Origin of the sequence: Pedobacter sp. (assembly GCF_037719805.1) — a bacterium.
Lineage (GTDB): Bacteria > Bacteroidota > Bacteroidia > Sphingobacteriales > Sphingobacteriaceae > Pedobacter.
Genome location: NZ_JBBJLZ010000001.1, coordinates 252,594 through 275,635 on the forward strand (window position 1 = coordinate 252,594; position 23,042 = coordinate 275,635).

The following is a 23,042-nucleotide window of genomic DNA, read 5'->3' on the forward strand; positions in this document are numbered from 1 at the left end:
AAACTTAGGTAATGTTTGCCAATCCAATAAGTTAAAAAAAGTTAAATGGAGAGGAAAGCCAATAAATCATATCTTTGCACATGATAAAATCGATGACAGGGTACGGCCTGGCTATTGCAGATCAGGAAAATGTAAAGTTTTCAGTTGAGATCAAATCGTTAAATAGTAAGTTCCTCGAATTGAACTTAAAACTGCCGCGGGCATTTTCTGAAAAAGAGCTGCTTCTGCGGAACATTTGCAGCAAAGACATTGAACGAGGTAAAGTAAATATCGCTATCAACGTTGATCGCGGTGAGGAAAGCCTTAAAGGAGCTACAATAAATGCCGCCTTGTTGAGTAAGTACTACAAACAACTACAAGAAATTAATCTTTCATTAGGTGCTGATTCAACTAACTTGCTTCAGGCAGTTTTAAACTTCCCAGACGTAATTAGTTACACCGAAGAAGAAATAAATGAGGGAGACTGGGATATTCTACACCAGACATTTCTGAAAGCACTGGCAAACTTCAGTGAATTCAGAATGGATGAAGGGAATGTATTGAAGGTTGATCTTGAGCTCAGAATAAAAAATATAATGCAACTTTTCTCCGAAGTAGAAATATTGGAACCATTGAGGATTCCCTCCATTAAAGCGAGGTTAAATCAATTCCTTGAAGAAAATGTAGGCAAAGTTAATGTAGACCAGAACCGTTTAGAACAAGAGCTGATTTACTACATTGATAAGCTGGACATCACCGAAGAAAAAATCAGGCTTAAAAGCCACTGTGATTATTTTATTACAACATTGAAAAGTAAGGACGCAAATGGCAAGAAACTTGGATTCATATCCCAGGAAATTGGCAGGGAAATAAATACTATGGGATCTAAAGCTAACGACGCGCAAATTCAGCAGCTTGTTGTAGGCATGAAAGAGGAGCTCGAAAAAATTAAAGAGCAATTATTAAACGTTCTTTAAGCTTCTGCTTACTGATCAAATAAATAGAATGAAACAAGGCAAACTAATCATATTTTCAGCTCCTTCCGGAGCAGGCAAAACAACCATCGTAAAGCACCTTTTACAAAAGTTTCCTAACTTAAATTTCTCAATTTCTGCAACCACCAGAGAATCGAGAGGGGATGAGCAAAATACCAAAGACTATTATTTTATTACCAAAGAAGACTTTTTACACCGCGTTGCGCGTCAAGAATTTGTGGAATTTGAGGAGGTATATAATGGAACATTCTACGGGACTTTGAGGTCAGAAATTGAACGTATTTGGAACGAAGGTAAGCACGTAATTTTCGATATTGACGTAGAAGGCGGTTTAAGATTAAAGCGTAAGTACGAAGAATTCGCACTTGCAATCTTTGTTCAGCCACCTTCTTTGCAGGTATTGAAGGAGAGGTTAAGCGGTCGTGGCACTGACAGTCCGGAAAAGCTACAAGAGCGTTTTGTAAAAGCTGAGAAAGAGTTAGAATATGCCGATAAGTTCGATGTTATCTTAAAAAATCATGATCTAACCACTGCTTGTGCAGAAGCTGAGGAGTTGATTGGAAATTTCATAAATGCTTGATGACAATGAAAACAGGGTTATTCTTTGGTTCCTTTAACCCCATCCATATTGGCCATCTTATCATTGCCAATTACATGGCGAGCTTTAGCGGTCTTAAAGAGGTCTGGCTTGTCGTTTCCCCACATAACCCACTAAAGCAAAAAAGCGGTCTGTCTAACATGTACGATAGATTGGAAATGGCGAAACTGGCAACTGAAATCGCTCCACAGATCAAAGTGAGCGACATTGAGTTTGGACTGCCTCAGCCCTCTTACACGATTGATACCCTCACTCATCTTCAAGAAAGATATCCAGGTAAAGAATTCGTTTTGATCATGGGCGCAGATAATCTTGCCTCCTTCAAAAAATGGAAAAATTACGAGGTTTTGCTGAAGAACTTTGAGATCTACGTTTATCCCAGACCGGGTGTAGACCTGACCAATTGGCTGGACCATCCCTCGATAAAAATAACGGAGACGCCACAAATGGATATCTCCTCTACATTCATCCGAAAAGCAATTGCCGCTGGAAAAAATGTTCAATACTTCGTGCCGGATAGCGTACTTTCCTTTATAGACGGTAAAAGTATGTACCGTTAACTAGCTGCGGTATAGAAGAAAAATCGTCGGCTTTTTGTGAAGGTCAATACGCTCTTGTTTCCATTGACCAATCGACATCGTTTTAATGTATTCTTCTTCAGCGGTGATATTACAGGCCACGCACAGCAAGGTCTGTGCTGCAGTATTTTTAAGAATATCCTCAAAAAGGTGGTTGTTTCTAAACGGCGTTTCGATAAAGATTTGGGTCTGTTTTTTTTGCTGAGCAACCAATTCTAATTCCTTGATTCTTTTAATTCGCTCTACTTTATCTATAGGTAAGTACCCGTTGAAAGTAAAACTTTGCCCATTAAATCCAGAAGCCATTAATGCCAATAGAATAGAGCTCGGCCCTACTAAAGGAACGACTTTAATTCCTCGCTTATGCGCTTCCGAGACAACTTCTGCACCAGGATCGGCTACACCTGGACAACCAGCTTCGCTCATCAAGCCAACATCTTTACCCGTCATCAACTCTTTGAAGTATGGCACCATAGAATCATTCCTTTTGTGCTTACCATAGTCATGGATTACCAGATCTTGTTGCGGCGTTTTAATACCTGCTTCTTTAAGAAATTTCCGTGCAGATTTTTCGTTTTCTACAATATATGTTGTCAGAACGTTGATCGTTTCACCGAGGTAAGCAGTGAAAGATTTGTGTGCAGCGTTTTCTGCTAACGGAACCGGAATAAGAAAGAGTGTACCTTTTTGCATAAATGATAGAGGGGATTAATTAACATAAACTGTCCATTCCCACTGCAAAGGTGGCAAAATAATGTAATCCGGATGCAACCTTAACCGATTAATTATCATCATTACAAAAAGGTTTTGTAAATTGTATTGTGCCTAGGCAGATTATAACATGGCTAATATTAAATCTTAGCCAATTATATTACGTAAACACTAGCAAGCATAATGTAATATTTTATACACGATTAAACTTTTGAGCTGCTTTGGAACTCAAATTGATATATAAAGAACGTTAGGTAATATTAAAACACACACAAATGAAAAACATGATCAAATTACCGGCTATTGTGCTGGGGCTCATGCTCCTTCTAACCGGAACCACTCAAAGGGTTATGGCGCAAGACGAGGATATCTCGATGCAATCCTTTTATGATGAATTATCACCTTATGGCACCTGGATCCAGGATCCACAGTACGGGTACGTATGGAGACCTGACGTAGAGCAAGGTGAATTTAGACCTTACTATACCAACGGCCGATGGGCAATGACTGAATACGGTAATACCTGGGTGTCTGATTACGATTGGGGATGGGCACCGTTCCACTACGGTCGCTGGGTATATAACCGATACAGTCAATGGGTTTGGATACCAGATACTGTCTGGGGACCGGCATGGGTTAGCTGGAGAAGCGGTGGCGGATATTATGGCTGGGCACCAATGGGCCCCGGTATGAATATCAATGTAAACATTAACATTCCTAGTTTATGGTGGGTATTTGTGCCACAAAGAAACATTTATTATAACAGCTTCCCACGTTATTATTCCCGCAGAAATACGGTCATAATTAACAACACTACGATTATTAACAATACCTACGTCAGGAACAACCGATATTATTCAAGCGGACCGCGTGCCAATGACATCAGACGTTATACTGGTCGTGATGTTACTGTTTACAATGTGAACAGAACTACAAGACCAAGCAGAACTAACTTTGATGGAAACAGAATTGATATGTATACTCCTGGTAGAAGCAGCAGGCCGGGGAATGGAAATGGAGTCGCTGCCCCTAGAGAGTCAGTAAGAGGCGAGGGTTATGCTTCTGCAAGACCGGACCGTGCAACACAGGATGGCAGACAAGGATATAATAGAGATAACCGAACCACAGGAAGTAGAGAATCTGCAGAAGGTCGCCCAGCTAGAACCATTCAACAAGCACCTCCTCAACGGGAGCAGTTACAAAGAGGAGATGTCGCACAGCCTTCAAGAACAGAACGTGCCGGAAGACAAGAGCAAAACACGCCTCAGCGAATCGATCAGCCTCGTCAGGCTCAACCTCAACGCGTAGAACCACGAGTTGAACAAAGGGTTGAACAACCGCAGAGACAAGCGCAGCCAGAGAGACAACCGCAACCGCAAAGACAAGCGCAACCTGAGAGACAGGCACAGCCTCAAAGACAGGAAGCACCACAACGAATGGAAAGACGACCAGAAGTTCAACAGGCTCCACAAAGGATAGAACGTTCTTCACCGTCGCCGAGCAGGTCATCCGGAAGCGAAGGTCGCAGTAGCGCGGGAGCATCCAGACCTGCTAGAAGTGGACGAGGATAGTTAAAAGAGCGCGTAATTTAGAAAGCCGGCACACAGCCGGCTTTTTTAGTATCTTTGCAACTTTGCAAAAAGCACACATGCTTAACTCTTTATGATTAACCCGGAAATAGAAAAACGAAAAACATTCGCCATAATCAGTCACCCCGATGCAGGTAAAACTACTCTAACAGAAAAATTCCTTTTGTTTGGTGGTGCCATTAACACTGCCGGTGCCGTTAAACGGAACAAAGCGAACCAAAGCAGCACTTCGGATTTCATGGAAATCGAAAAGCAGCGGGGAATCTCTGTTGCCACGTCGGTGATGGGATTCGAGTATAGCGGCAAACGGATCAATATCCTCGATACTCCAGGACACAAGGATTTTGCAGAAGACACTTACCGCACCTTATCCGCCGTAGATAGTGTGATTTTGGTAGTTGACTGTGTAAAAGGAGTCGAAGAGCAAACAGAAAAGCTAATGGCGGTTTGCCGCATGAGGAACACTCCTGTAATCATCTTTATCAATAAGATGGACCGGGAAGGTAAAGATGCTTTCGACTTACTTGACGAGATTGAAACTAAGTTAAATATCAGCCTTTGCCCGCTGTCATGGCCAATTGGTCAGGGACATACCTTCAAGGGTGTATACAGTATCTATAACAAACACCTGAATCTATTCGAGCCAGATAAAACCAAGATTAGCGAACCTGTAATACAGGTTAACGACCTGAACGATCCAAACCTGAGTAATTTTTTAAAGCCCAAAGAACTTGATGGTTTAAAAAGTGATTTAGAATTAGTAGATGGTGTATATGGCTCATTAGATAAGTCTATGTACATTGAGGGACTCCTTGCTCCAGTATTTTTTGGTAGCGCAATTAATAACTTTGGCATTAAAGAACTGCTGGATACCTTCATCAACATAGCACCAAGTCCAAAAAGCCGCGAGGCAGAGCAGCGTGAAGTACTGGTAGATGAAAAGAACTTCACTGGTTTTGTCTTTAAAATTCATGCTAACCTGGACCCCAAACACAGGGACAGAATAGCTTTTTTAAGGGTGTGCTCCGGTAAGTTCGAGAGAAATAAATTCTATTATCATTCCCGACAAGAGAAGAAACTTAAGTTCTCTAATCCAATGGACTTCATGGCAAATGAGAAGAGTATTGTTGAAGAAGCCTGGCCTGGAGATGTTGTGGGTTTATATGATAGCGGAAACTTCAAAATTGGCGATACACTAACTGAAGGAGAAAAACTCCAATTTAAGGGGATTCCAAGCTTCTCACCGGAGATATTTAAAGAAGTAGAGAATAGGGACCCATTGCGCACCAAACAGCTCGAAAAAGGAATTCAGCAATTAACAGAGGAAGGCGTAGCACAGTTGTTTGTGCAACAGCCGGGAAACAGAAAGATTATTGGTGCCGTTGGTGAACTACAGTTCGAAGTAATTGCCTTCAGACTAGAGCACGAATACGGCGCAAAAGCTCATTTCAGGATGCTAACCTATGGTCGCTCCAATTGGGTAACTTCTAAAGACAAAAAGAAATTAGAGGAATTCTTAAAACGCAAGCAGGCACATATTGGAGAAGACAAAGACGGAAATCCTGTATTTCTCGCTGATAACGACTTCATGATCAACATGACGATGAGGGATTATCCGGATATTGAATTCCATAAGACTTCTGAGTTCAAATAAAGAAAGGCGACCTTGATGGTCGCCTTTTTGTATTACTTAAGCTGATCTAAAGCAACTTTGATCCTCGGCAGCATATCTTTTATATCCTGCAGGGTACAAGCCCCTACAGAAGCGCGATACCATGGCATGCTATCTTCATTCCCAAATGCTGAAAACGGTACTAATGCAACCTTAGCTTCTTTAATTAGATAAAAGTTTACTGCAGCACTATCGGTTAAAATCTCCCCGTCGGGTGTGGTTTTACCAATATAATCAATCTTGATAGTCAGATATATTGCGCCCATAGGTTGAACAGAATCCACCGCATAGCCTTCAGCCTTTAAAGCAAGGAAGCCCTCATATAAGGCGTTTAGACTATCTTGTATTTTGGATTTGAATGAAACCAAAAACGAATCAAGCACATCTTTCTTCCCGAAATATTCTGCCATTGCAACCTGCTCGGCTTTTGGCGCCCAGGCACCCATATGACCTACCAAGGCTTTCATCCTGTTGATAATATCGGCCGGGCCGAAACCCCATCCCACACGAACTCCTGTTGCGGCTAAGCATTTCGAACTTCCATCTACGAAAACTACATAGTCTCTGATCTCTGGTCTTAAACTTACAGGGTTAACATGGTCTACGCCGAAAGTTAATAACGAATAAATTTGATCATACATGATGTAGAGTGGCTTCTCATTTAAGCCCCTGGAATGATTCTCCTCAATTACTACATCACATATCTCGGCAAGCTGATCCGCTGTGAACATAGTACCAGTTGGATTTAATGGTGAGCATAACGCCAACAGCGTTGCACCTTTTAAATGTGGTTTAAGCTGTGCGGCTGTAGGCATAAAATTATGCGCTGCATCCGTTTCTACTGCAATTGCTCTTGCAGAGGTTAGGTGACAATAATGGTTGTTGTTCCAGGATGGCGCTGGGAAAACAACGGTATCTCCCGGATCAACCAACGCAAGGTAAGTCGCATAGATCAAAGGTCTGGACCCTCCCGAAACCAGTATTTCAGAAGTACTATACGCTAGGCCAAAGCGTTCTTTTAATATTTCAGAAACGGTCTCGCGGAGTGAAAGAATACCATCTGCAGGTGGATAGTTGGTTTGATGCGCATTATAAGCACTAACAATCCCTTCTTTTAATTCCTCAGGAATAGGAAAGATGGAAGGATCAAAATCACCGATTGTCAGGTTGGCAATCTGTGCACCTTTGCGCTTCATCTCATTAACTTCGTTACCTATTTTAATGATTTCTGACCCAATAAGGGAGTTCGCCAAAACTGATACATTCATTTCTATGTCTTTATATGATATTAGGCCAGCAACTTCTCGATGGCAACTTTTGTTTTTTCAAAATTGAACTGCTCCAATACCTCTTCCATCATCGCTACAATTTCAGGGTTGCAAAGGTTACCGATACTTCCTTCATGAGTATGGTTTACCTTAGTGCCAGGCGCAAAAGTTCCATTGTCTATCGTTTCGCCAACGATCTTATACGCCTCTCTAAATGGTGTACCACTTAACGCCAGCTCATTAACAACTTCTACGCTAAAAAGGTATGCGTATTTCTTGTCTTCCAAAATGCGATCCTTAACCGTAATATTCTGAAGCATAAAGGTGGTCATCTCCAGGCACTCGTTTAAAGACGTAATTGCTGGGAAAAGATTTTCCTTTAGTAGCTGCAGATCACGGTGGTAACCGGAAGGAAGATTAGTAATCATCATCGCAATTTCGTTCGGCAAGGCTTGTATCTTATTGCACCTAGAACGAATAAGTTCGAACACATCCGGGTTCTTTTTATGAGGCATAATACTCGATCCAGTAGTCAACTCATCTGGGAAAGCAATAAATCCAAAGTTCTGATTGATAAACAAGCAAACGTCCATGGCCATTTTAGCGAGTGTAGCTGCAATTGAAGACATGGCCTGACCAAGTATTCGCTCCGTCTTACCTCTACCCATTTGCGCATAAACAACGTTATAGTTTAGCTTTTCGAAACCGAGCAGTTCTGTAGTCATTGTACGGTTTAAAGGAAATGAAGATCCATACCCGGCGGCAGAACCTAAGGGGTTTTTATTACAGATCTTATATGCCGCCAGCATAAGCTCCATATCGTCTACAAGACTCTCTGCATAGGCACCAAACCACAACCCAAATGATGATGGCATCGCAATCTGCAAATGCGTATATCCCGGAAGAAGTTTGTCTTTATGAGTTTCACTTAGTGAGATTAACTGACTGAACAGCATTTCAGTGTTGCCGACCATTTTTTCAATGCAGTCTCTGAAATAAAGCTTCAGATCTACCAAAACCTGATCATTGCGCGATCGTCCGCTATGGATTTTCTTGCCAGCGTCACCAATCCGCTGAGTCAACATCCACTCCACCTGTGAGTGTACGTCTTCCACACTGCTTTCGATCACAAAATCTCCGGCTTCAATCTCTGAGTAAATGTTCTTCAGCTCTTTTTGCACCAATACAAGCTCTTCAGAAGTTAAAAGGCCGATGCTCTCCAGCATCTCTACGTGCGCTAGTGAACCCAGTACATCGAAAGCTGCCATCTGTAAATCCAGCTCCCTGTCTTTCCCTACGGTAAAAGTTTCTATATCTTTATTGACGGTTACGTTCTTTTGCCAGATCTTCATTAGTGTCTATTATTATTGCTGCAGAACAGCACAAAAATTCAGTACAAATATCATAAAAATAAGCACAATCAAAAACGCTGCTTTATTGCTAAATAATCGATAGAACAGCTAATTATTAGCGATAAATGTAATATTTTAGCAAAAAACAACTCCAACATCCATGTATAAGTATAAAGGCATCCTCTTGTTGTGTCTCTTAACGTTGTCGTTAGGCGTATCTGCACAGCAAAAGCCAGGTTTAACCTGGAAAGACGTATCCAAATGGAACTCGATTAGAAGTTTTACCAGTTCAATGTCGCCAAATGGCCAGTGGATGGCTTGGTCAACCGGGCCTACGGAGGGTGATCTAAAGCTGATCCTGCGCAAAACCATGGATACCACTTCGTTTACCTATCCTATTGGTGCAACAGCAACTGGCGCCTCATTTTCAAAAGATTCCAAATATGCCGCGTTTAAAGTTTCAGTGAACGATGCAGAAGCGAAGGCCGCCCGTAAAACGATGAAGCCGACCTACGACAAACTGATGCTCGTTTCCCTTCCCGCTAATGACAAGATTACTTTTGAGAGGATAAAAAGCTTTAGTTTTTCCGGAGACTCGCCTGAATGGATCGCGATACAATTTGCAGGGCTGGAGACGACTTCAAAAGAGAAAGATGCTCCAAAAGGAACGGATCTGTTGCTATACCAACTGCGTTCGAAAAAGAGCTTTAACCTTGGTAACGTTTCTGAGTATGCCTTCAACAAAAGTGGATCTCAGCTTGCGTATATTATTGACGCCAACGGGCAAAATGGAAACGGTTTTTATCTAAGAGATATGGTAACGGGGATTGTTACGGCCATCGATAATGATAAAGCAACTTACAAAAGCATTAATTGGAATGAAAAAGGAGACGCACTTGCGCTTCTGAAGGCCAAAAAAAATGAGAAATATAAAGACGAGGTTTTCACAGTTATTGGCGTCAATAAGATTGCCGGCGACAAAACTGCGAAAACCGTTTATACAGGGATTGAAAAGACAGGATTCCCTAAAAACATGGGTATTAGTGGGAACGGAACCCCTTATTGGTCAGATGATCAGTCCACACTTTACTTTGGAATCAACAAGCTAGAAAAAAAAGACGCAGATAGCATCAAAAAAAGTAAGACAGATTCCTTATCTAAAACTGCAATTGTAAGAAGTAAAGCTGACACCACAAAAACGCCTGTAAAGATTGTCGCCGCGGGCGTTCAGAAGCCAAATACGGATATAGAGAAACCGGACGTCATCATTTGGAACTGGCAGGATAAAAGACTTCAATCTGCTCAGCAAACTCAGGAGACTCGTGATAAAAACTACAGCTTTATCAGCGCTTACCGTGTAGCTGATCAGAGATTTTTTCAGTTAGCGGACAGCAATCTAAGATCTGTAAATGTTGCCCCAAAACAACAATTCGCACTTGCTTATGACAACAATGCCTATGAGCTAATGGGTAACCTGGATGGTCAGAGCTATATAGATGTGTATGTTATCGATCTTAAAACGGGTATAAAGAGCAAGTTGTTTGAAAAGTTCTACAGTAGCGGTGGTGGCGGCTTTTCCGTATCGCCAAACGGCACATGGGCAACATTTAACAGAGATGGAGCTTTTTACAGCATCAACCTGGCCACCAAACAGCAGTATAACCTGACAAAGAATATTAAAACATCCTTCGTTGATGCCCTGGATGACCATAACGTGCTCAAGCCTGCAACAAACAATCTTGGCTGGAGTTCAGATTCCAAATACGCCTTGATCATGGACAACAATGACCTGTATAAAATAAGTGCCGATGGGAAATCAGCAACCACACTGTCTGACAACCTCGGGACAAAAAAGCAGCTGATTGAATCTAGAATGAAAATTTATCCGGAAGAGAAAGGAACAGACTTAAGCAAAGATCAATACTTTGGGCTATTTGATTCCAGCAACAAAAAAGATGGAATTGGAATCCTTGAAGCTGGTAAGAATAAAATCAGACCGCTTTTTATGGATGACAATGTTTACAATGGCCTGGTTAAAGCTACGGATGGAAACGTCTTTAGCTTTGTTAAACAGAATAGCTTAAAGTCACCGGAAGTATATATAAGTGCTACGAAAACATTAGCAGATGGTAAAAAGATCACAACTAATACTCCTGATCAAGATAAATATTCATGGTCATCCGGTGTTAAATTAATCAGTTATGTAAGTGCCAACGGTGATACCTTACAGGCATCGCTTTATCTTCCTGCTAATTATGAGCCTGGAAAAAGCTATCCAACCATCACTTATATTTATGAGCGTTTAACAGATGATCTAAACGCCTATGCCATGCCTGCGTTTCCAGGTGGTGGTTTTAACCGATCGATGTATACTAGTAACGGGTATGCGGTTTTAATGCCAGACATTAAGTATAAATTGAACGATCCAGGAATGTCCGCCGTCGCCTGTGTAGTCCCTGCTGTGAAGGCAGCGGTCGCAACGGGTATTGTTGATGAAAAACGGGTGGCTATTCATGGTCATTCCTGGGGTGGTTACCAAACTTCATTTCTAATTACGCAAACAAACATCTTTAAAGCCGCAGCTGCAGGTGCGCCGTTAACCAATATGATTAGTATGTACAGTTTGATCTATTGGAATAGCGGCGGTACAAACCAGGCTATTTTTGAGGCCAGTCAGGGAAGACTCACTCCTGGATATTGGGACAACTGGGATGCTTTTGCAAGGAACTCTCCCGTTTATCACATCAAAAAAGTGCAGACTCCTTTGTTGCTGTTACATAACGATAAGGATGGCGCTGTAGACTATACACAAGGTATTGAGTATTACAACGGCTTAAGAAGATTGAACAAGCCGGTAGTAATGATCACCTATAGAGGGGAAAACCATGGTATAGCTAAGCTCCCTAATAAAAAAGACTATGCAGTAAGGATGATGGAATATTTCGATTACATGCTAAAAGACAAACCTGCACCAGAATGGTGGAGCAAGGGTGTTAACCGCATGGATATGGAAAAACACTTGGATACACGAGCTTTTGAAGAGTAAAATAGCTTACTTGCCGTTGATTACCGGCTTAAGCATTTCAATGTACAATTCAATACCTTCGCCAATTTCGTCAACAAATATAAACTCATCTGCCATATGAGATCGTCCCGAGTCACCCGGACCAACTTTAACAGATGGGATGCTTAGCAGTGCCTGATCTGATGTAGTAGGAGATCCATAGGTCGTTCTTCCAAGCGCAATCCCACTTTGAACAAGCGGATGACCTTTGTCGATTGAAGAGGGCTTAAGCCTGATAGAACGAGGCTTAACTTCACAAGCTACATTTGTTCTTATGATCTTTAAAACCTCTTCATTCGTGTAAGAATCGGTAACACGGACATCAACAGTGAACGTACATGTGGCAGGAACTACATTATGTTGTGAACCAGCGTTAATAATCGTTACTGTCATTTTTAAAGGGCCGAACACCTCGGATACCTTGGAAAAGCGATAGTTTCTAAACCATTCTATATCGCTTAATGCTTTGTAAATCGCATTGTCACCCTCCTCCCGTGCTGCATGACCTGCCTTTCCTGTCGAAGTACAGTCTAGTACTAACAAGCCACGTTCCGCAATGGCCAGATTCATTTGAGTGGGCTCGCCTACAATAGCAAACTCTAATTCACCAAGATCTGGCAATACACACTCTAACCCATCGTTTCCAGAGATTTCTTCTTCAGCAGTTGCAGCCAGGCAAATGTTATAGTTCAAGCCTTCCTGCTCATAGAAATAGAGAAAAGTACCAATCAGAGAAACTAAACAACCGCCTGCATCATTACTTCCGAGTCCGAATAATTTGCCATCCTCCACCGCAGCATCATAGGGATCTCTGGTATATCCCGAGTTAGGCTTTACAGTGTCATGGTGTGAGTTGAGAAGCAGAGTTGGCTTAGCCGTATCAAAGTGCTTATTATAAGCCCAGATATTATTTAGCTTTCTATTCGTTTTGATATCACGTACCTGCAAAAATTGTTCAATAGCATCAGCAGTCTTATCTTCCTCTTTGCTAAAGGATTGAATACTTATTAGCTTTTTTAAGAGTTCAAAACTATCTTTTTGCAGTTGTTCAATCATAATCAGTCTTTTGTATATAATGCTCCAGCTTTCACAGCGGATAATTTAATGCCTTTAATTAATGAGGAGCTGAAACCATTGTGCTCCATTTCATTCAGTCCCGCTATTGTACAACCCTTAGGAGAGGTTACTTTATCAATCTCTTGTTCCGGGTGCGATTGCATTTGAAGTAAGAGATCGGCCGCCCCTTTTGCCGTCTGAACTGCCATTTTTAAGGCTTCATCCGCATGAAATCCAATCTCAACACCACCCTGTGACGCTGCTCGGATCGCTCTTAAAAAAAAGGCGATGCCACAGGCGCACAACGCCGTTGCCGAAGTCATCAAATCTTCATTGATCTTTACAACAGCACCTACTGTTTCAAACATCCTAACAACTTCCTCTACATTTTCTTTATCCGCGCTGTCAGTCGCTACGCAAGTCATTGATTGGCCAATAGCAATTGCCGTATTTGGCATAGCGCGAATCACTTGAACATCCTCACCAATCTTAGTTCGAATATCCAGGCAACTTACGCCCGAAGCAACAGAAATCACAACTTGTGTTGCAGCCTTGATGGATGGCTGAATTTGCTCCAATAACCCGTTAAGCTGCTGAGGAAGTACTGCCAAAACAATAATGTCTGCATCTTGAACCACAGATGCATTGTCCGCGCTAATTAAAAAGCCTTCATCAGCTAATACAGAGAGATTAGAAATATTCCGCCTAGTGAGTGTGATCTGTCCGGGCAGCGCATAATTAGCTTTAACTAATCCTTTAGCTAATGAAATGCCAATATTTCCACTCCCTAATATGGCGATGCTGCCTTTAAACTGGTTCATATTATATGGTTAATCTGGTTCCAAATTGTTGATTACCGATCTCATGAAGCTCATCCGCCTTCCCGATATACACCTCTGCGACACCACTTTTAATGGCCTCAAAAGCATTGTGCAACTTCGGTATCATGCCTCCTGAGACTGTTCCATCCGCTTTCAAGCCCTCAAATTCAGCTAACTTAATTTCTGAAACTAAAGACAAGTCATCCTCAATATCCCTTAACACTCCCCTTTTTTCAAAGCAGTAGATAAGTGAAGTGTCATAGCTAGCCGACATGGCAACTGCAACCGCAGATGCAATCGTGTCGGCATTAGTATTTAATAACTGTGAATCACCGTCATGTGTAATTGCACATAGCACTGGAACCAATCCTGCTTTAAGCAGGTTCCCAAGAGTCTCGGAGGAGACGGAGGTTTCGTCAAGGTCGCCTACAAACCCGTAGTCAATATCTTGAACGGGGCGTTTAACAGCTTTAATGACATTACCATCAGCACCTGTCAAACCAATTGCATTGCAGCCCCTGGCCTGAAGCTGGGCAACCATATTTTTGTTGATTAAACCGGCATAGACCATGGTAACGATCCTTAGTGTCTCGATATCAGTGATTCTTCGTCCTTCAACCATTTTTGCAGTTACGCCTAAAGAATCACCCAACTCCGTGGCGATCTTTCCACCACCATGTACGAGGATTTTATAACCAGGAAGCGCTTTGAAATCCAGAAGAAACTGATGCAACTTGTGAGAGTTGTCAATTACGTTTCCACCTATCTTAATCACGTTTAATTTTTCCATGTATTGGTAAACATTTTGTTAGGGCAACTACAGGACCTCGACGTAGTCAAGCCACCTCCTTTTCTTTCTCTTGAGAGGTACCTATCGATAATCCTGCTAACAGCAACCTACAAGCAGGCCGTAAAACTACTACAATTTCTCCAATATTTGTTTCAAGACAGCCTGTGCCGCCCACAAACGATTTCCTGCTTCCTGTATTACCAAAGAGTTCGGGCCATCTAAAATCTCCGAAGAAAGCTCCAAATCACGACGAACCGGCAAGCAGTGCATCACCTTTGCGTCATTTGTCCCTTTTAACTTCTCATTGTTAAGCATCCAGCCTTCAGGATAAGTCAAAACTTTTCCATACTCTTTATAGCTCGACCAATTTTTCACATAGATATAATCTGCACCATTTAGTGCCTCATCAAGATCATGTGTAATCGAAGCACCAGGAGTAAAGTCTTCATTTAACTCATAACCCTTAGGCTGGGCAATTGTAAAATCAATCATACCATCTTCCTGCGCTTTACACATCCACTCGGCAAAAGAGTTAGGAACAGCCTGAGGTAATGCCTTAATGTGCGGCGCCCAAGCTAAAACAACTTTAGGCTTACCTTCACCCTTCCAGGTCTCTTTAATTGTGATCAAATCTGCTAAACTTTGCAATGGATGTCTGGTTGCACTCTCCAAACTCACTAACGGAACTCCGCAATATTTTATAAACTTATTAAAGAAGTCTTCATTGTAATCCTCTTCCCGATTAACAAGCTTAGGAAAAGAACGCAGCCCAAGAATGTCGCAATACTGTCCCATTACTGCCGCAGCTTCCCGGATGTGCTCCACGGTTGAACCGTTCATTACTACACCATCCTGCGTCTCTAAGGCCCATCCCTCCTTGTCCATGTTCATCACCATCACATTCATACCCAGATTCAGAGCAGCTTTTTGAGTGCTTAAACGGGTGCGCAAGCTAGGGTTCAAAAACACTAAACCAAGTGTCTTATTCTTTCCCAGATCCTGCAAACTATAAGGATTCTCTTTGAGTGTCAGCGCGTCTTTTAGCAATTGTTTGATGTCAGCTACATCATGTACGGAGGTAAATTGGTTCATCCTTTTAAAGCTATTTTAAATTCATTAAGAAACTGATCTGCATGCGCTTTAGTTAAGTTCAACGCAGGAAGAAGTCTGATTACATTAGGCTTTGCTTCACCCGTAAAGATCTTGTGCTTAAACAACAAGTCTTTCTTCACATTAGGCAAGGTGTCTGGCAATTCGATACCAATCATCAAACCTCTGCCACGTACTTCTTTTATTTCAGGAATCTCCTTCAATGCAGCGATCAGATAGTTCCCTACGGCTTCCGCATTTTTCATCAGGTCATCCTGATCCATTATTTCCAGAACAGCCAAAGCCGCAGCACAAGCCAGGTGATTTCCACCAAAAGTGGTTCCCAACATACCATGCCATGGCTTAAACTTTGGAGCGATAGAGATTCCGGCAACCGGAAAACCATTACCCATGCCCTTTGCCATCGTATATACATCTGCTTCTACTCCTGCATAGTCGTGCGAATAAAACAGACCTGTCCTACCATAACCACATTGTACGCTATCTGCGATGTAAACCGCATTGTATTCATCACAAAGCGAACGGATCAGTTGTAAAAAGGGAATAGACGCCTCTTTAATGCCACCAACTCCTTGTATTCCCTCAATAATCACGGCAGCAACCTCATTTCCGTATTCGGTAAAAGCTTGCTTCAAAGCAGCTTCATCATTATGAGGAAGGAAAACGACGTTATCAGTCTCGTTTACAGGCGCAATGATCTTCGGATTGTCAGTAGCGGAAACCGCCAGGGAGGTTCTCCCATGAAAAGCACCTTTAAATGCGATTACTTTCTTGCGGCCATTATAAAATGAAGCAAGCTTTAAAGCATTTTCATTCGCCTCTGCTCCCGAGTTACACAAAAACAACTGGAAGTCTTTCTTGCCAGAAACCTCGCCCAACTTCACAGCAAGCTCTTCTTGAATCGGGATCAACACAGAATTAGAATAGAAGCCTACTTTATTCAGTTGATCTGTTAAACGTTTTACATAGTGTGGGTGGGTGTGCCCGATAGAAATTACAGCATGACCGCCATAAAGATCTAAGTATTCTGTACCATCAGCGCCCCAGACAATGCTGCCAGATGCTTTTACAATTTCAATATTATTAAGTGGATAAACGTCAAATAAGTTCATTTCAAAAGATTTTAAGTGAAAAAAATTAGTTTAAATAGCTTGATGGCCCGACTAAAATGCCTGGGCCTTAAGCCGTAAACCTTCGCTTTCAGGCAAACCAAATATGAGATTCATATTTTGTACCGCCTGACCGCTCGCACCTTTCAACAAATTATCTATTACACTAACTATGAACAGCTTGCCGTCATGCTTTTCCATATGTACCAAGCCTTTATTTGTGTTCACTACTTGTTTCAAATCTATATTCTTCTTACTCACATAAGTAAAAGGATGCCCTTCGTAAAACGAGGTATACAAGGAAACGGCCTCTTCTTCCGTTAAATCACTATCTAAATATATAGCGGCTAGAATGCCCCTGGTAAAATCTCCTCTTTGCGGTATAAAGTTTATCGCACTGTTAAACTCAGCGCTCAATTGCTTTAAGCTTTCTCCAATTTCATTTAAGTGTTGATGACCAAATGCTTTGTAGACAGAAAGGTTGTTATTTCTCCAACTAAAATGAGAGGTTGGTGCTAAACTTTGTCCTGCACCAGTTGAACCAGTGGTAGCAGTAATGTGAATTTCTGCATTCAGTAATCCTTTAGCCGCCAACGGCAAAAGCGCGAGTTGGATACAAGTAGCGAAACAGCCCGGATTAGCAATATAACTAGCCCCTTTAATTTTTTCACGATTCAATTCAGGCAAACCATAAACCCATTCAGAGCCTGCGTCAGCTTTAAGCCTGTAATCCTGACTTAAGTCTATAATTTTAATGCCCTCGGCTACTGGATTCGCATCAAGAAACTTTTTAGCATCACCATGTCCGACGCAAAGGAACAATACATCGATATCAGAAGAAAGTTCTCCTATAAAACGAAGATCAGTATCACCCAGCAGATCGGTATGGACATCAGAAATGAGGTTGCCTGCATTGCTGTTGCTGTTCACAAAAACGATCTCTACTGAGGGATGGTTAACAAGCAAACGTAGCATTTCGCCACCAGTATACCCGGCACCGCCAACAATACCTGCTCTAACTTTCATGATTGTTTACTTTATTCCAGATCATCACCTGGTTACCAAATATTTTTGAGAAACCTTTCACATCTTCACCGCTCCATGCATTGTTCATTTCTCCATAGGTGCCGAATTTGCTGCTCATCAGGTCGTGATCAGACTCGATGCCTATGATGGTAAAACGATATGGTAACAGTTCAACGAATACTTTTCCGCTAACAACCTTTTGTGTATCGGTTAAGAAAGCCTCGATGTTTCGCATTATTGGATCGTGGAACTGACCTTCATGCAACCAGTTGCCGTAGAAAGAAGACAATTGCTCTTTCCAGGAAAGCTGCCATTTTGTTAGTGTATGTTTCTCTAATATATGGTGTGCTTTAATGATCAGGATTGGTGCTGCAGCTTCAAAACCAACACGTCCTTTAATCCCTATAATGGTATCACCAACGTGGATATCTCTGCCTATTCCAAAGGGCTGAGCAATGGCCTGCAACTTTTGAATGGCTCTTACAGGCTCCAAAATTTCACCGTCAATACCAACCAGTTCCCCTTTTTCAAAAGTAAGCTCCAGTTTACGTGCTTCCGTTTCAGAAACCTGTGTAGGCCATGCTTCTTCCGGAAGAGTCTGGTTGGAAGTCAGCGTTTCTTTTCCGCCAACTGATGTACCCCACAACCCTTTGTTGATCGAGTATCTTGCTTTTTCCGCACTGTAAACTACCCCACGGGCAGCTAAATATTCTATTTCCGCTTCGCGGGATAACTTTAAGTCTCTAATAGGTGTAATGATCTCCACATTCGGAATGATGATGTTGAAGATCATGTCAAAACGAACCTGGTCATTACCTGCTCCTGTACTTCCATGGGCAACGTAATCAGCGCCAATCTTCTTTACATAATTAGCAATCGCTGTTGCCTGACTTACACGTTCTGCACTTACCGACAATGGGTAAGTAGCGTTTTTAAGCACATTTCCGTAGATTAAATACTTAATGCAGCTGTCGTAGTAATTTGAAGTTTCATCAACCACGGCGTGCGAAACTACACCAAGGGAATAAGCACGTTTTTCTATCTCCTGTAATTCTTCATCAGAAAAGCCACCGGTATTAACAATTACCGAATGAACTTCCAGGTCTCTGTCCTGAGCCAGATAAATACAGCAAAAAGAGGTATCCAAACCTCCGCTAAACGCTAAAACAACTTTCTTCTTCATCTTAATATATAACAGCTATTTAAATAATATGGTAAACATTAGAAACAAGGCTTTAAGGCCTTTCTTGTCGGAAGGCTTAGCTTTTACGACCAATTTTGACTTGATGCTCATGAAACGTTCATAGAGCTTTGGCTTCTTATGCAACTCCTCTGCAAACTTTTTGGCGATATCATGCTTTTGTTCTACAGGATCGTAAAGCATTGCGGTGCACATACAGTTTTTGCGTTCCTTCATCTTAAGGATCTCAAAGTTCACGCAACTCTGACAGCCCTTCCAAAACTCTTCATCCTGCGTTAGCTCCGAGTAAGTAACAGGCTCATACCCCAGGTCAGAGTTGATCTTCATCACGGCAAGGCCTGTAGTAAGCCCAAAAATCTTGGCCTTAGGATACTTTATTCTGGATAATTCGAAGATCTTCTCTTTTATGGCATGAGCGAGACCGGCTTTGCGGTAATCAGGACTTACAATAAGTCCAGAATTGGCTACAAACTGGCCGTGAGACCAGGTTTCTATATAACAGAATCCAGCCCAGGACCCATCCTTGTGAAATGCGATGACGGCCTTACCGTCTGCCATTTTTGCTGCAACGTATTCGGGCGAGCGCTTAGCGATACCCGTACCACGGGCTTTTGCTGATTCTGCCATTTCATCGCAGATTTGTTCTGCAAAGACACGATGTTCAGGAAGTGCAACCTGCACTATAAAATCGTTTATATTCATTATTAGATAACGAAGAAAAAATAAATGTTCTGATTAATTGTTTTTTGAGAGGCAATCCTCTGTGGAATCTACTGCGCTAAAGCCAGAGATTTACTCAAATGCGCGGCGTGTAATTTTGCCGGTCCGTGATCACAAAAAATATGGGCTGCAAACGCTCAATAAACACATTCCTCAAAGCAAAAATCTTTGCTTGTCCGAATGAAAGTTTATGTGTTTGGTGATTGATCATTTTCTGTTTATATAAAGTATTTAAGTATGTTGAGGCGCAAAGGTTTAAATAAATATTGAGTTGTGCAATACGTTTTTGATTTTTTTACATTTTAGCAATACTCAATTAACATGAAATTAAAGTCAAAATCCTTGCCAAAAATGAAATTTTGATGATCAAATAAAAACCATTTCAACTGATCTTTGATTGTATTAGCTAAAGAACTATATGAGCTTACTGTTTTCTCCACTAGAAATAAAAAATATCCATCTTAAAAATAGGATCGTCGTATCCCCAATGTGCCAATATTCAGCGATTGATGGCTATGCCAGTGATTGGCATCTTGTACACCTTGGAAGTAGAGCCGTTGGTGGCGCTGCTTTAATTATACAAGAAGCTACCTCCGTATCTCCTGAAGGGCGGATTTCACCAGGCGATCTTGGCATCTGGAGCGATGATCATATCCCGATGTTTAAACGCATCACAGACTTCATTCACGAACAAGGTTCGATTGCAGGAATACAACTGGCGCACGCGGGTCGAAAAGCCAGCTTCGATGCGCCATGGAAGGGCAGCAAATGCTTAACCGAAGAAGAAGGAGGCTGGATTCCATTCGGTCCAAGTGCAATTCCCTTCAATGAAGGTGATACAATTCCACTGGAGTTAACACTTGATAATATCGAACAGGTAAAAGCTGAGTTCAAAGTGGCAGCGCAGAGAGCGCTTACTGCCGGATATAAAGTTATCGAACTGCATGGGGCACACGGTTATCTGATCCATGAATTCTTTTCTCCGTTGAGCAATAAGCGCAGCGATCAATATGGCGGATGCTTCGAGAACCGAATCCGCTTTCTTCTTGAGATTTTGGAAGAAGTTCAGCAGGTATGGCCGGCAGAGAATCCTTTGTTTGTAAGAATCTCAGCAACTGATTGGGCAGAAGGCGGATGGACCATTGAAGAATCTATCGCTCTTGCAAAGATTTTAATAAACAAGGGCGTTGACCTGATCGACTGTTCATCAGGAGGGTTAGTTTCCTACCAAAAGATCCCAGTCTTTTCAGGATATCAAGTGCAGTTTGCTGAAGCAGTAAAATCTGGAACTGGAATATTGACCGGTGCAGTAGGACTAATCACTGAGCCGCAACAAGCCGAAGAGATATTACAGGAATCAAAAGCAGACCTGATCTTCCTGGCGAGAGAATTATTGAGAGACCCATATTTTCCGCTGCATGCCGCTAAAGCTTTGGACGAAGACATCAAATGGCCCGATCAATATGACCGTGCCAAGCGCAAGCATTAAGGTAGTTTTAATAAAAGAGGCATCGGGTAACTAAACCCGATGCCTCTTCAAAATCACCCTCACCTATCCTACTATTTCGACAAACTGCTAACCGAAAAGTCTTTGGCCATCATTGCTTCAGACGCATATGATTCCGATCTTAAGCTGGCAAAGTTGTTCACTTTTACATTTTTCATATTACCCGCTATCATCGTGCTTTTATCTGCAGATCCTTTAAGTTTAAGCACTGCTTCATCCTTCACTACAGTATACAAACTACCTGTTGTTGTTTCAATCTTCGCTGTTGCGCTTTGATTGAGTAACACCTGAAGGTTTTTCACATCGAAGTTATTACTCGTTACCACTATCGATTGTCCGTAGGCTTCTACCCTTTGCAAATCTTTTACAGTAACGTTAAGTGTTACCATACCTGATTCCGTTGAATTTACATACAATGTTTGTCCGTTAGTCAATACCGACGTCTTAGCAGCATCATAATTGCTCATCCCTACTACGCTTTGTTTGTCGCCTTGTGTCAATACGATCTTTACATTTCCACTTACCCAGATTTTGTTGAAGCCTTCTGATGATGCCACTGTTTCCTTTGCTACAACTGGCTCAGCAGCGAAGGTTGTCATTGCCGATGATGTTAAAACTACTGCTGTTAATGCTACTGCGAATACTGTTTTTGTTAGAGTTTTCATGTCTTTATGTTTTAAGATTTTGTTTCTTTTTATGTTATTGAGACGACCTCAGCATCAAAACGTTTCAGACAAAAACGGGGTAATATACCAGCAAGAGTAACCTCTAGACGAACGCCTGTAATTTCTCGACCAACAGGAGTAATCGCCGTAGCGATGTCAATTATTATTTAAATGACTCCCAAGGAAACCAATTTTCATTAATTTCGTTCTATAAATAAAACCTAAGCATATGTTCGATAAACTAATGGCAGCTCAACAAAAGGCTGATGAAATAAAAGCAAGATTAGATACCATCTCCGTATTTGGAGAGGTAGAGGGCGGAGCAATTAAAGTTACAGCCACCGCAAATAAAGTGATCACTGGTATAGCAATCGATGAGGCCTTTCTTAAGGACGCCGATAAAGAAGAACTAGAAGAACTCTTACTAACGGCAGTCAATAAAGCACTTACTCAGGCGGAACAGGTGAGCGCAAATGAAATGTCTGCCATGACGAAAGACATGCTTGGCGGCCTGGGTGGAATGTTTGGTCAATAATTACACACACATGAAGTATACTTATTATGGACAGTCCTGTTTCCTATTGGAAGCATGTGGCAAGAAACTACTTTTCGATCCCTTTATCAGTCATAACCCACTGGCAAAGGACATAGATATTAGCAGCATTAAAGCAGATTATATCTTTGTAAGTCATGGTCATGACGATCATGTCGGGGATCTGGTACAGATCGCGAAACAAACCGACGCACAGGTTGTCGCGATGGTCGAAGTTGCCGCTTGGGCGAGCAAGCAAGGCATCGAAAAGCTTATTCCCATGAACTATGGAAGTATTACGCTTGATATCGGGAAGGTTAGAATGGTCTGGGCAACTCACTCCAGCAGTTTACCCGACTCCAGTTATGGCGGTAATCCGGCCGGCTATGTGTTAGAGCTGGAAGGTAAAGCAATTTACTTCGCTGGTGATACCTCGCTAACTCTGGAAATGAAACTTTTAGCAGACCTTTACAAATTGGATTATGCAATCCTTCCTATCGGAGGGCACTTTACCATGGATGTAGATGACGCGTTGATCGCAACCAAATACTTTGAATGCGACCAGGTTATTGGCGTTCATTACGATACCTTTCCTCAAATTGAAATAGACAAAGAAGAGGCCGTGGCCAAGTTTAAAAGAGAAAATAAAACACTTTTATTACCAGCGATCGGCGAAACCATTGACTTATAAAAGAAGAG

The 23,042-nt window shown here is 41.9% G+C and carries 21 protein-coding genes; 9 read left to right on the top strand and 12 right to left on the bottom strand.

Annotated features, from left to right (window positions below; translation table 11 throughout):
- Positions 1–92: 92 nt before the first annotated feature.
- From WKF66_RS01190 to nadD, 3 genes are read left to right on the top strand one after another with little or no spacing between them, the layout of a single operon-like run.
- Positions 93–956: a YicC/YloC family endoribonuclease gene (locus WKF66_RS01190; protein WP_489673325.1), complete on the top strand. Its 864-nt coding sequence runs from the start codon at positions 93–95 to the stop codon at positions 954–956.
- Positions 957–984: 28 nt separating this feature from the next.
- Positions 985–1,554: a guanylate kinase gene (gene gmk, locus WKF66_RS01195; RefSeq protein WP_489672570.1), complete on the top strand. Its 570-nt coding sequence runs from the start codon at positions 985–987 to the stop codon at positions 1,552–1,554.
- Between the two features lie 5 nt (positions 1,555–1,559).
- Positions 1,560–2,132 (top strand): nicotinate (nicotinamide) nucleotide adenylyltransferase, encoded by a 573-nt coding sequence (gene nadD / locus WKF66_RS01200; protein ID WP_489672571.1) that lies wholly within the window; start codon positions 1,560–1,562, stop codon positions 2,130–2,132.
- On the opposite strand, the gene WKF66_RS01205 is transcribed toward nadD, so the two are convergent.
- Positions 2,133–2,843, bottom strand: a complete 711-nt coding sequence (locus tag WKF66_RS01205) for an SAM-dependent methyltransferase (protein WP_489672572.1) — start codon at positions 2,841–2,843, stop codon at positions 2,133–2,135. It abuts the gene before it with no gap.
- A 293-nt stretch (positions 2,844–3,136) separates the two neighbouring features.
- Between WKF66_RS01205 and WKF66_RS01210 the strand changes: the two genes are divergently transcribed.
- Both WKF66_RS01210 and WKF66_RS01215 read left to right on the top strand, forming a co-directional pair.
- Positions 3,137–4,432: a DUF6600 domain-containing protein gene (locus WKF66_RS01210; protein ID WP_489672573.1), complete on the top strand. Its 1,296-nt coding sequence runs from the start codon at positions 3,137–3,139 to the stop codon at positions 4,430–4,432.
- A 91-nt stretch (positions 4,433–4,523) separates the two neighbouring features.
- Positions 4,524–6,104 (top strand): peptide chain release factor 3, encoded by a 1,581-nt coding sequence (locus tag WKF66_RS01215; protein ID WP_489672574.1) that lies wholly within the window; start codon positions 4,524–4,526, stop codon positions 6,102–6,104.
- 32 nt (positions 6,105–6,136) lie between these two features.
- Here the strand turns inward: WKF66_RS01215 and WKF66_RS01220 are convergent, their stop codons facing one another.
- A complete protein-coding gene (locus tag WKF66_RS01220; RefSeq protein WP_489672575.1) occupies positions 6,137–7,390 on the bottom strand; it encodes a pyridoxal phosphate-dependent aminotransferase in 1,254 nt (417 codons plus the stop codon).
- Between the two features lie 20 nt (positions 7,391–7,410).
- Positions 7,411–8,742, bottom strand: coding sequence for an argininosuccinate lyase (gene argH, locus WKF66_RS01225; RefSeq protein ID WP_489672576.1), 1,332 nt, complete (start codon positions 8,740–8,742; stop codon positions 7,411–7,413).
- 160 nt (positions 8,743–8,902) lie between these two features.
- Here argH and WKF66_RS01230 point away from each other — a divergent pair, with 160 nt between their 5' ends.
- Complete coding sequence (locus WKF66_RS01230) at positions 8,903–11,788, top strand: alpha/beta hydrolase family protein (protein ID WP_489672577.1); 2,886 nt, start codon at positions 8,903–8,905, stop codon at positions 11,786–11,788.
- Positions 11,789–11,794: 6 nt separating this feature from the next.
- Here the strand turns inward: WKF66_RS01230 and WKF66_RS01235 are convergent, their stop codons facing one another.
- The 8 genes from WKF66_RS01235 to WKF66_RS01270 all read right to left on the bottom strand — a co-directional run bounded on the left by WKF66_RS01235 (position 11,795) and on the right by WKF66_RS01270 (position 19,621).
- Positions 11,795–12,862 carry a M20 family metallo-hydrolase gene (locus WKF66_RS01235; RefSeq protein ID WP_489672578.1) on the bottom strand — a complete coding sequence of 356 codons (1,068 nt, stop codon included), beginning with the start codon at positions 12,860–12,862 and terminating at the stop codon, positions 11,795–11,797.
- Between the two features lie 2 nt (positions 12,863–12,864).
- Entirely contained in the window at positions 12,865–13,683 is an 819-nt protein-coding gene (proC, locus tag WKF66_RS01240; protein ID WP_489672579.1) for a pyrroline-5-carboxylate reductase, read from the bottom strand.
- A gap of 1 nt (position 13,684) precedes the next feature.
- Complete coding sequence (gene argB, locus WKF66_RS01245) at positions 13,685–14,473, bottom strand: acetylglutamate kinase (RefSeq protein WP_489672580.1); 789 nt, start codon at positions 14,471–14,473, stop codon at positions 13,685–13,687.
- A gap of 129 nt (positions 14,474–14,602) precedes the next feature.
- Positions 14,603–15,565, bottom strand: a complete 963-nt coding sequence (locus WKF66_RS01250) for a Rossmann-fold NAD(P)-binding domain-containing protein (RefSeq protein WP_489672581.1) — start codon at positions 15,563–15,565, stop codon at positions 14,603–14,605.
- Positions 15,562–16,695, bottom strand: a complete 1,134-nt coding sequence (locus WKF66_RS01255) for an aspartate aminotransferase family protein (protein ID WP_489672582.1) — start codon at positions 16,693–16,695, stop codon at positions 15,562–15,564. The genes WKF66_RS01250 and WKF66_RS01255 overlap by 4 nt, the downstream gene beginning before the upstream one ends.
- Positions 16,696–16,746: 51 nt before the next feature.
- On the bottom strand, positions 16,747–17,718 hold the full coding sequence (gene argC / locus WKF66_RS01260; protein ID WP_489672583.1) for an N-acetyl-gamma-glutamyl-phosphate reductase: 972 nt from the start codon (positions 17,716–17,718) through the stop codon (positions 16,747–16,749).
- Complete coding sequence (locus tag WKF66_RS01265; RefSeq protein ID WP_489672584.1) at positions 17,708–18,901, bottom strand: argininosuccinate synthase; 1,194 nt, start codon at positions 18,899–18,901, stop codon at positions 17,708–17,710. Before WKF66_RS01265 ends, argC begins: the two co-directional genes overlap by 11 nt.
- Before the next feature lie 15 nt (positions 18,902–18,916).
- The gene (locus WKF66_RS01270) at positions 18,917–19,621 is read right to left on the bottom strand and encodes a GNAT family N-acetyltransferase (protein ID WP_489672585.1); all 705 of its coding nucleotides are present in this window, start codon (positions 19,619–19,621) and stop codon (positions 18,917–18,919) included.
- Between the two features lie 436 nt (positions 19,622–20,057).
- Between WKF66_RS01270 and namA the strand changes: the two genes are divergently transcribed.
- On the top strand, positions 20,058–21,128 hold the full coding sequence (namA, locus tag WKF66_RS01275) for an NADPH dehydrogenase NamA (protein ID WP_489672586.1): 1,071 nt from the start codon (positions 20,058–20,060) through the stop codon (positions 21,126–21,128).
- A gap of 71 nt (positions 21,129–21,199) precedes the next feature.
- On the opposite strand, the gene WKF66_RS01280 is transcribed toward namA, so the two are convergent.
- On the bottom strand, positions 21,200–21,811 hold the full coding sequence (locus WKF66_RS01280) for a GIN domain-containing protein (protein WP_489672587.1): 612 nt from the start codon (positions 21,809–21,811) through the stop codon (positions 21,200–21,202).
- 229 nt (positions 21,812–22,040) lie between these two features.
- Between WKF66_RS01280 and WKF66_RS01285 the strand changes: the two genes are divergently transcribed.
- Positions 22,041–22,346: a YbaB/EbfC family nucleoid-associated protein gene (locus tag WKF66_RS01285; protein ID WP_489672588.1), complete on the top strand. Its 306-nt coding sequence runs from the start codon at positions 22,041–22,043 to the stop codon at positions 22,344–22,346.
- 10 nt (positions 22,347–22,356) lie between these two features.
- On the top strand, positions 22,357–23,034 hold the full coding sequence (locus WKF66_RS01290; protein WP_489672589.1) for a metal-dependent hydrolase: 678 nt from the start codon (positions 22,357–22,359) through the stop codon (positions 23,032–23,034).
- The last annotated feature ends 8 nt before the right edge of the window (positions 23,035–23,042 follow it).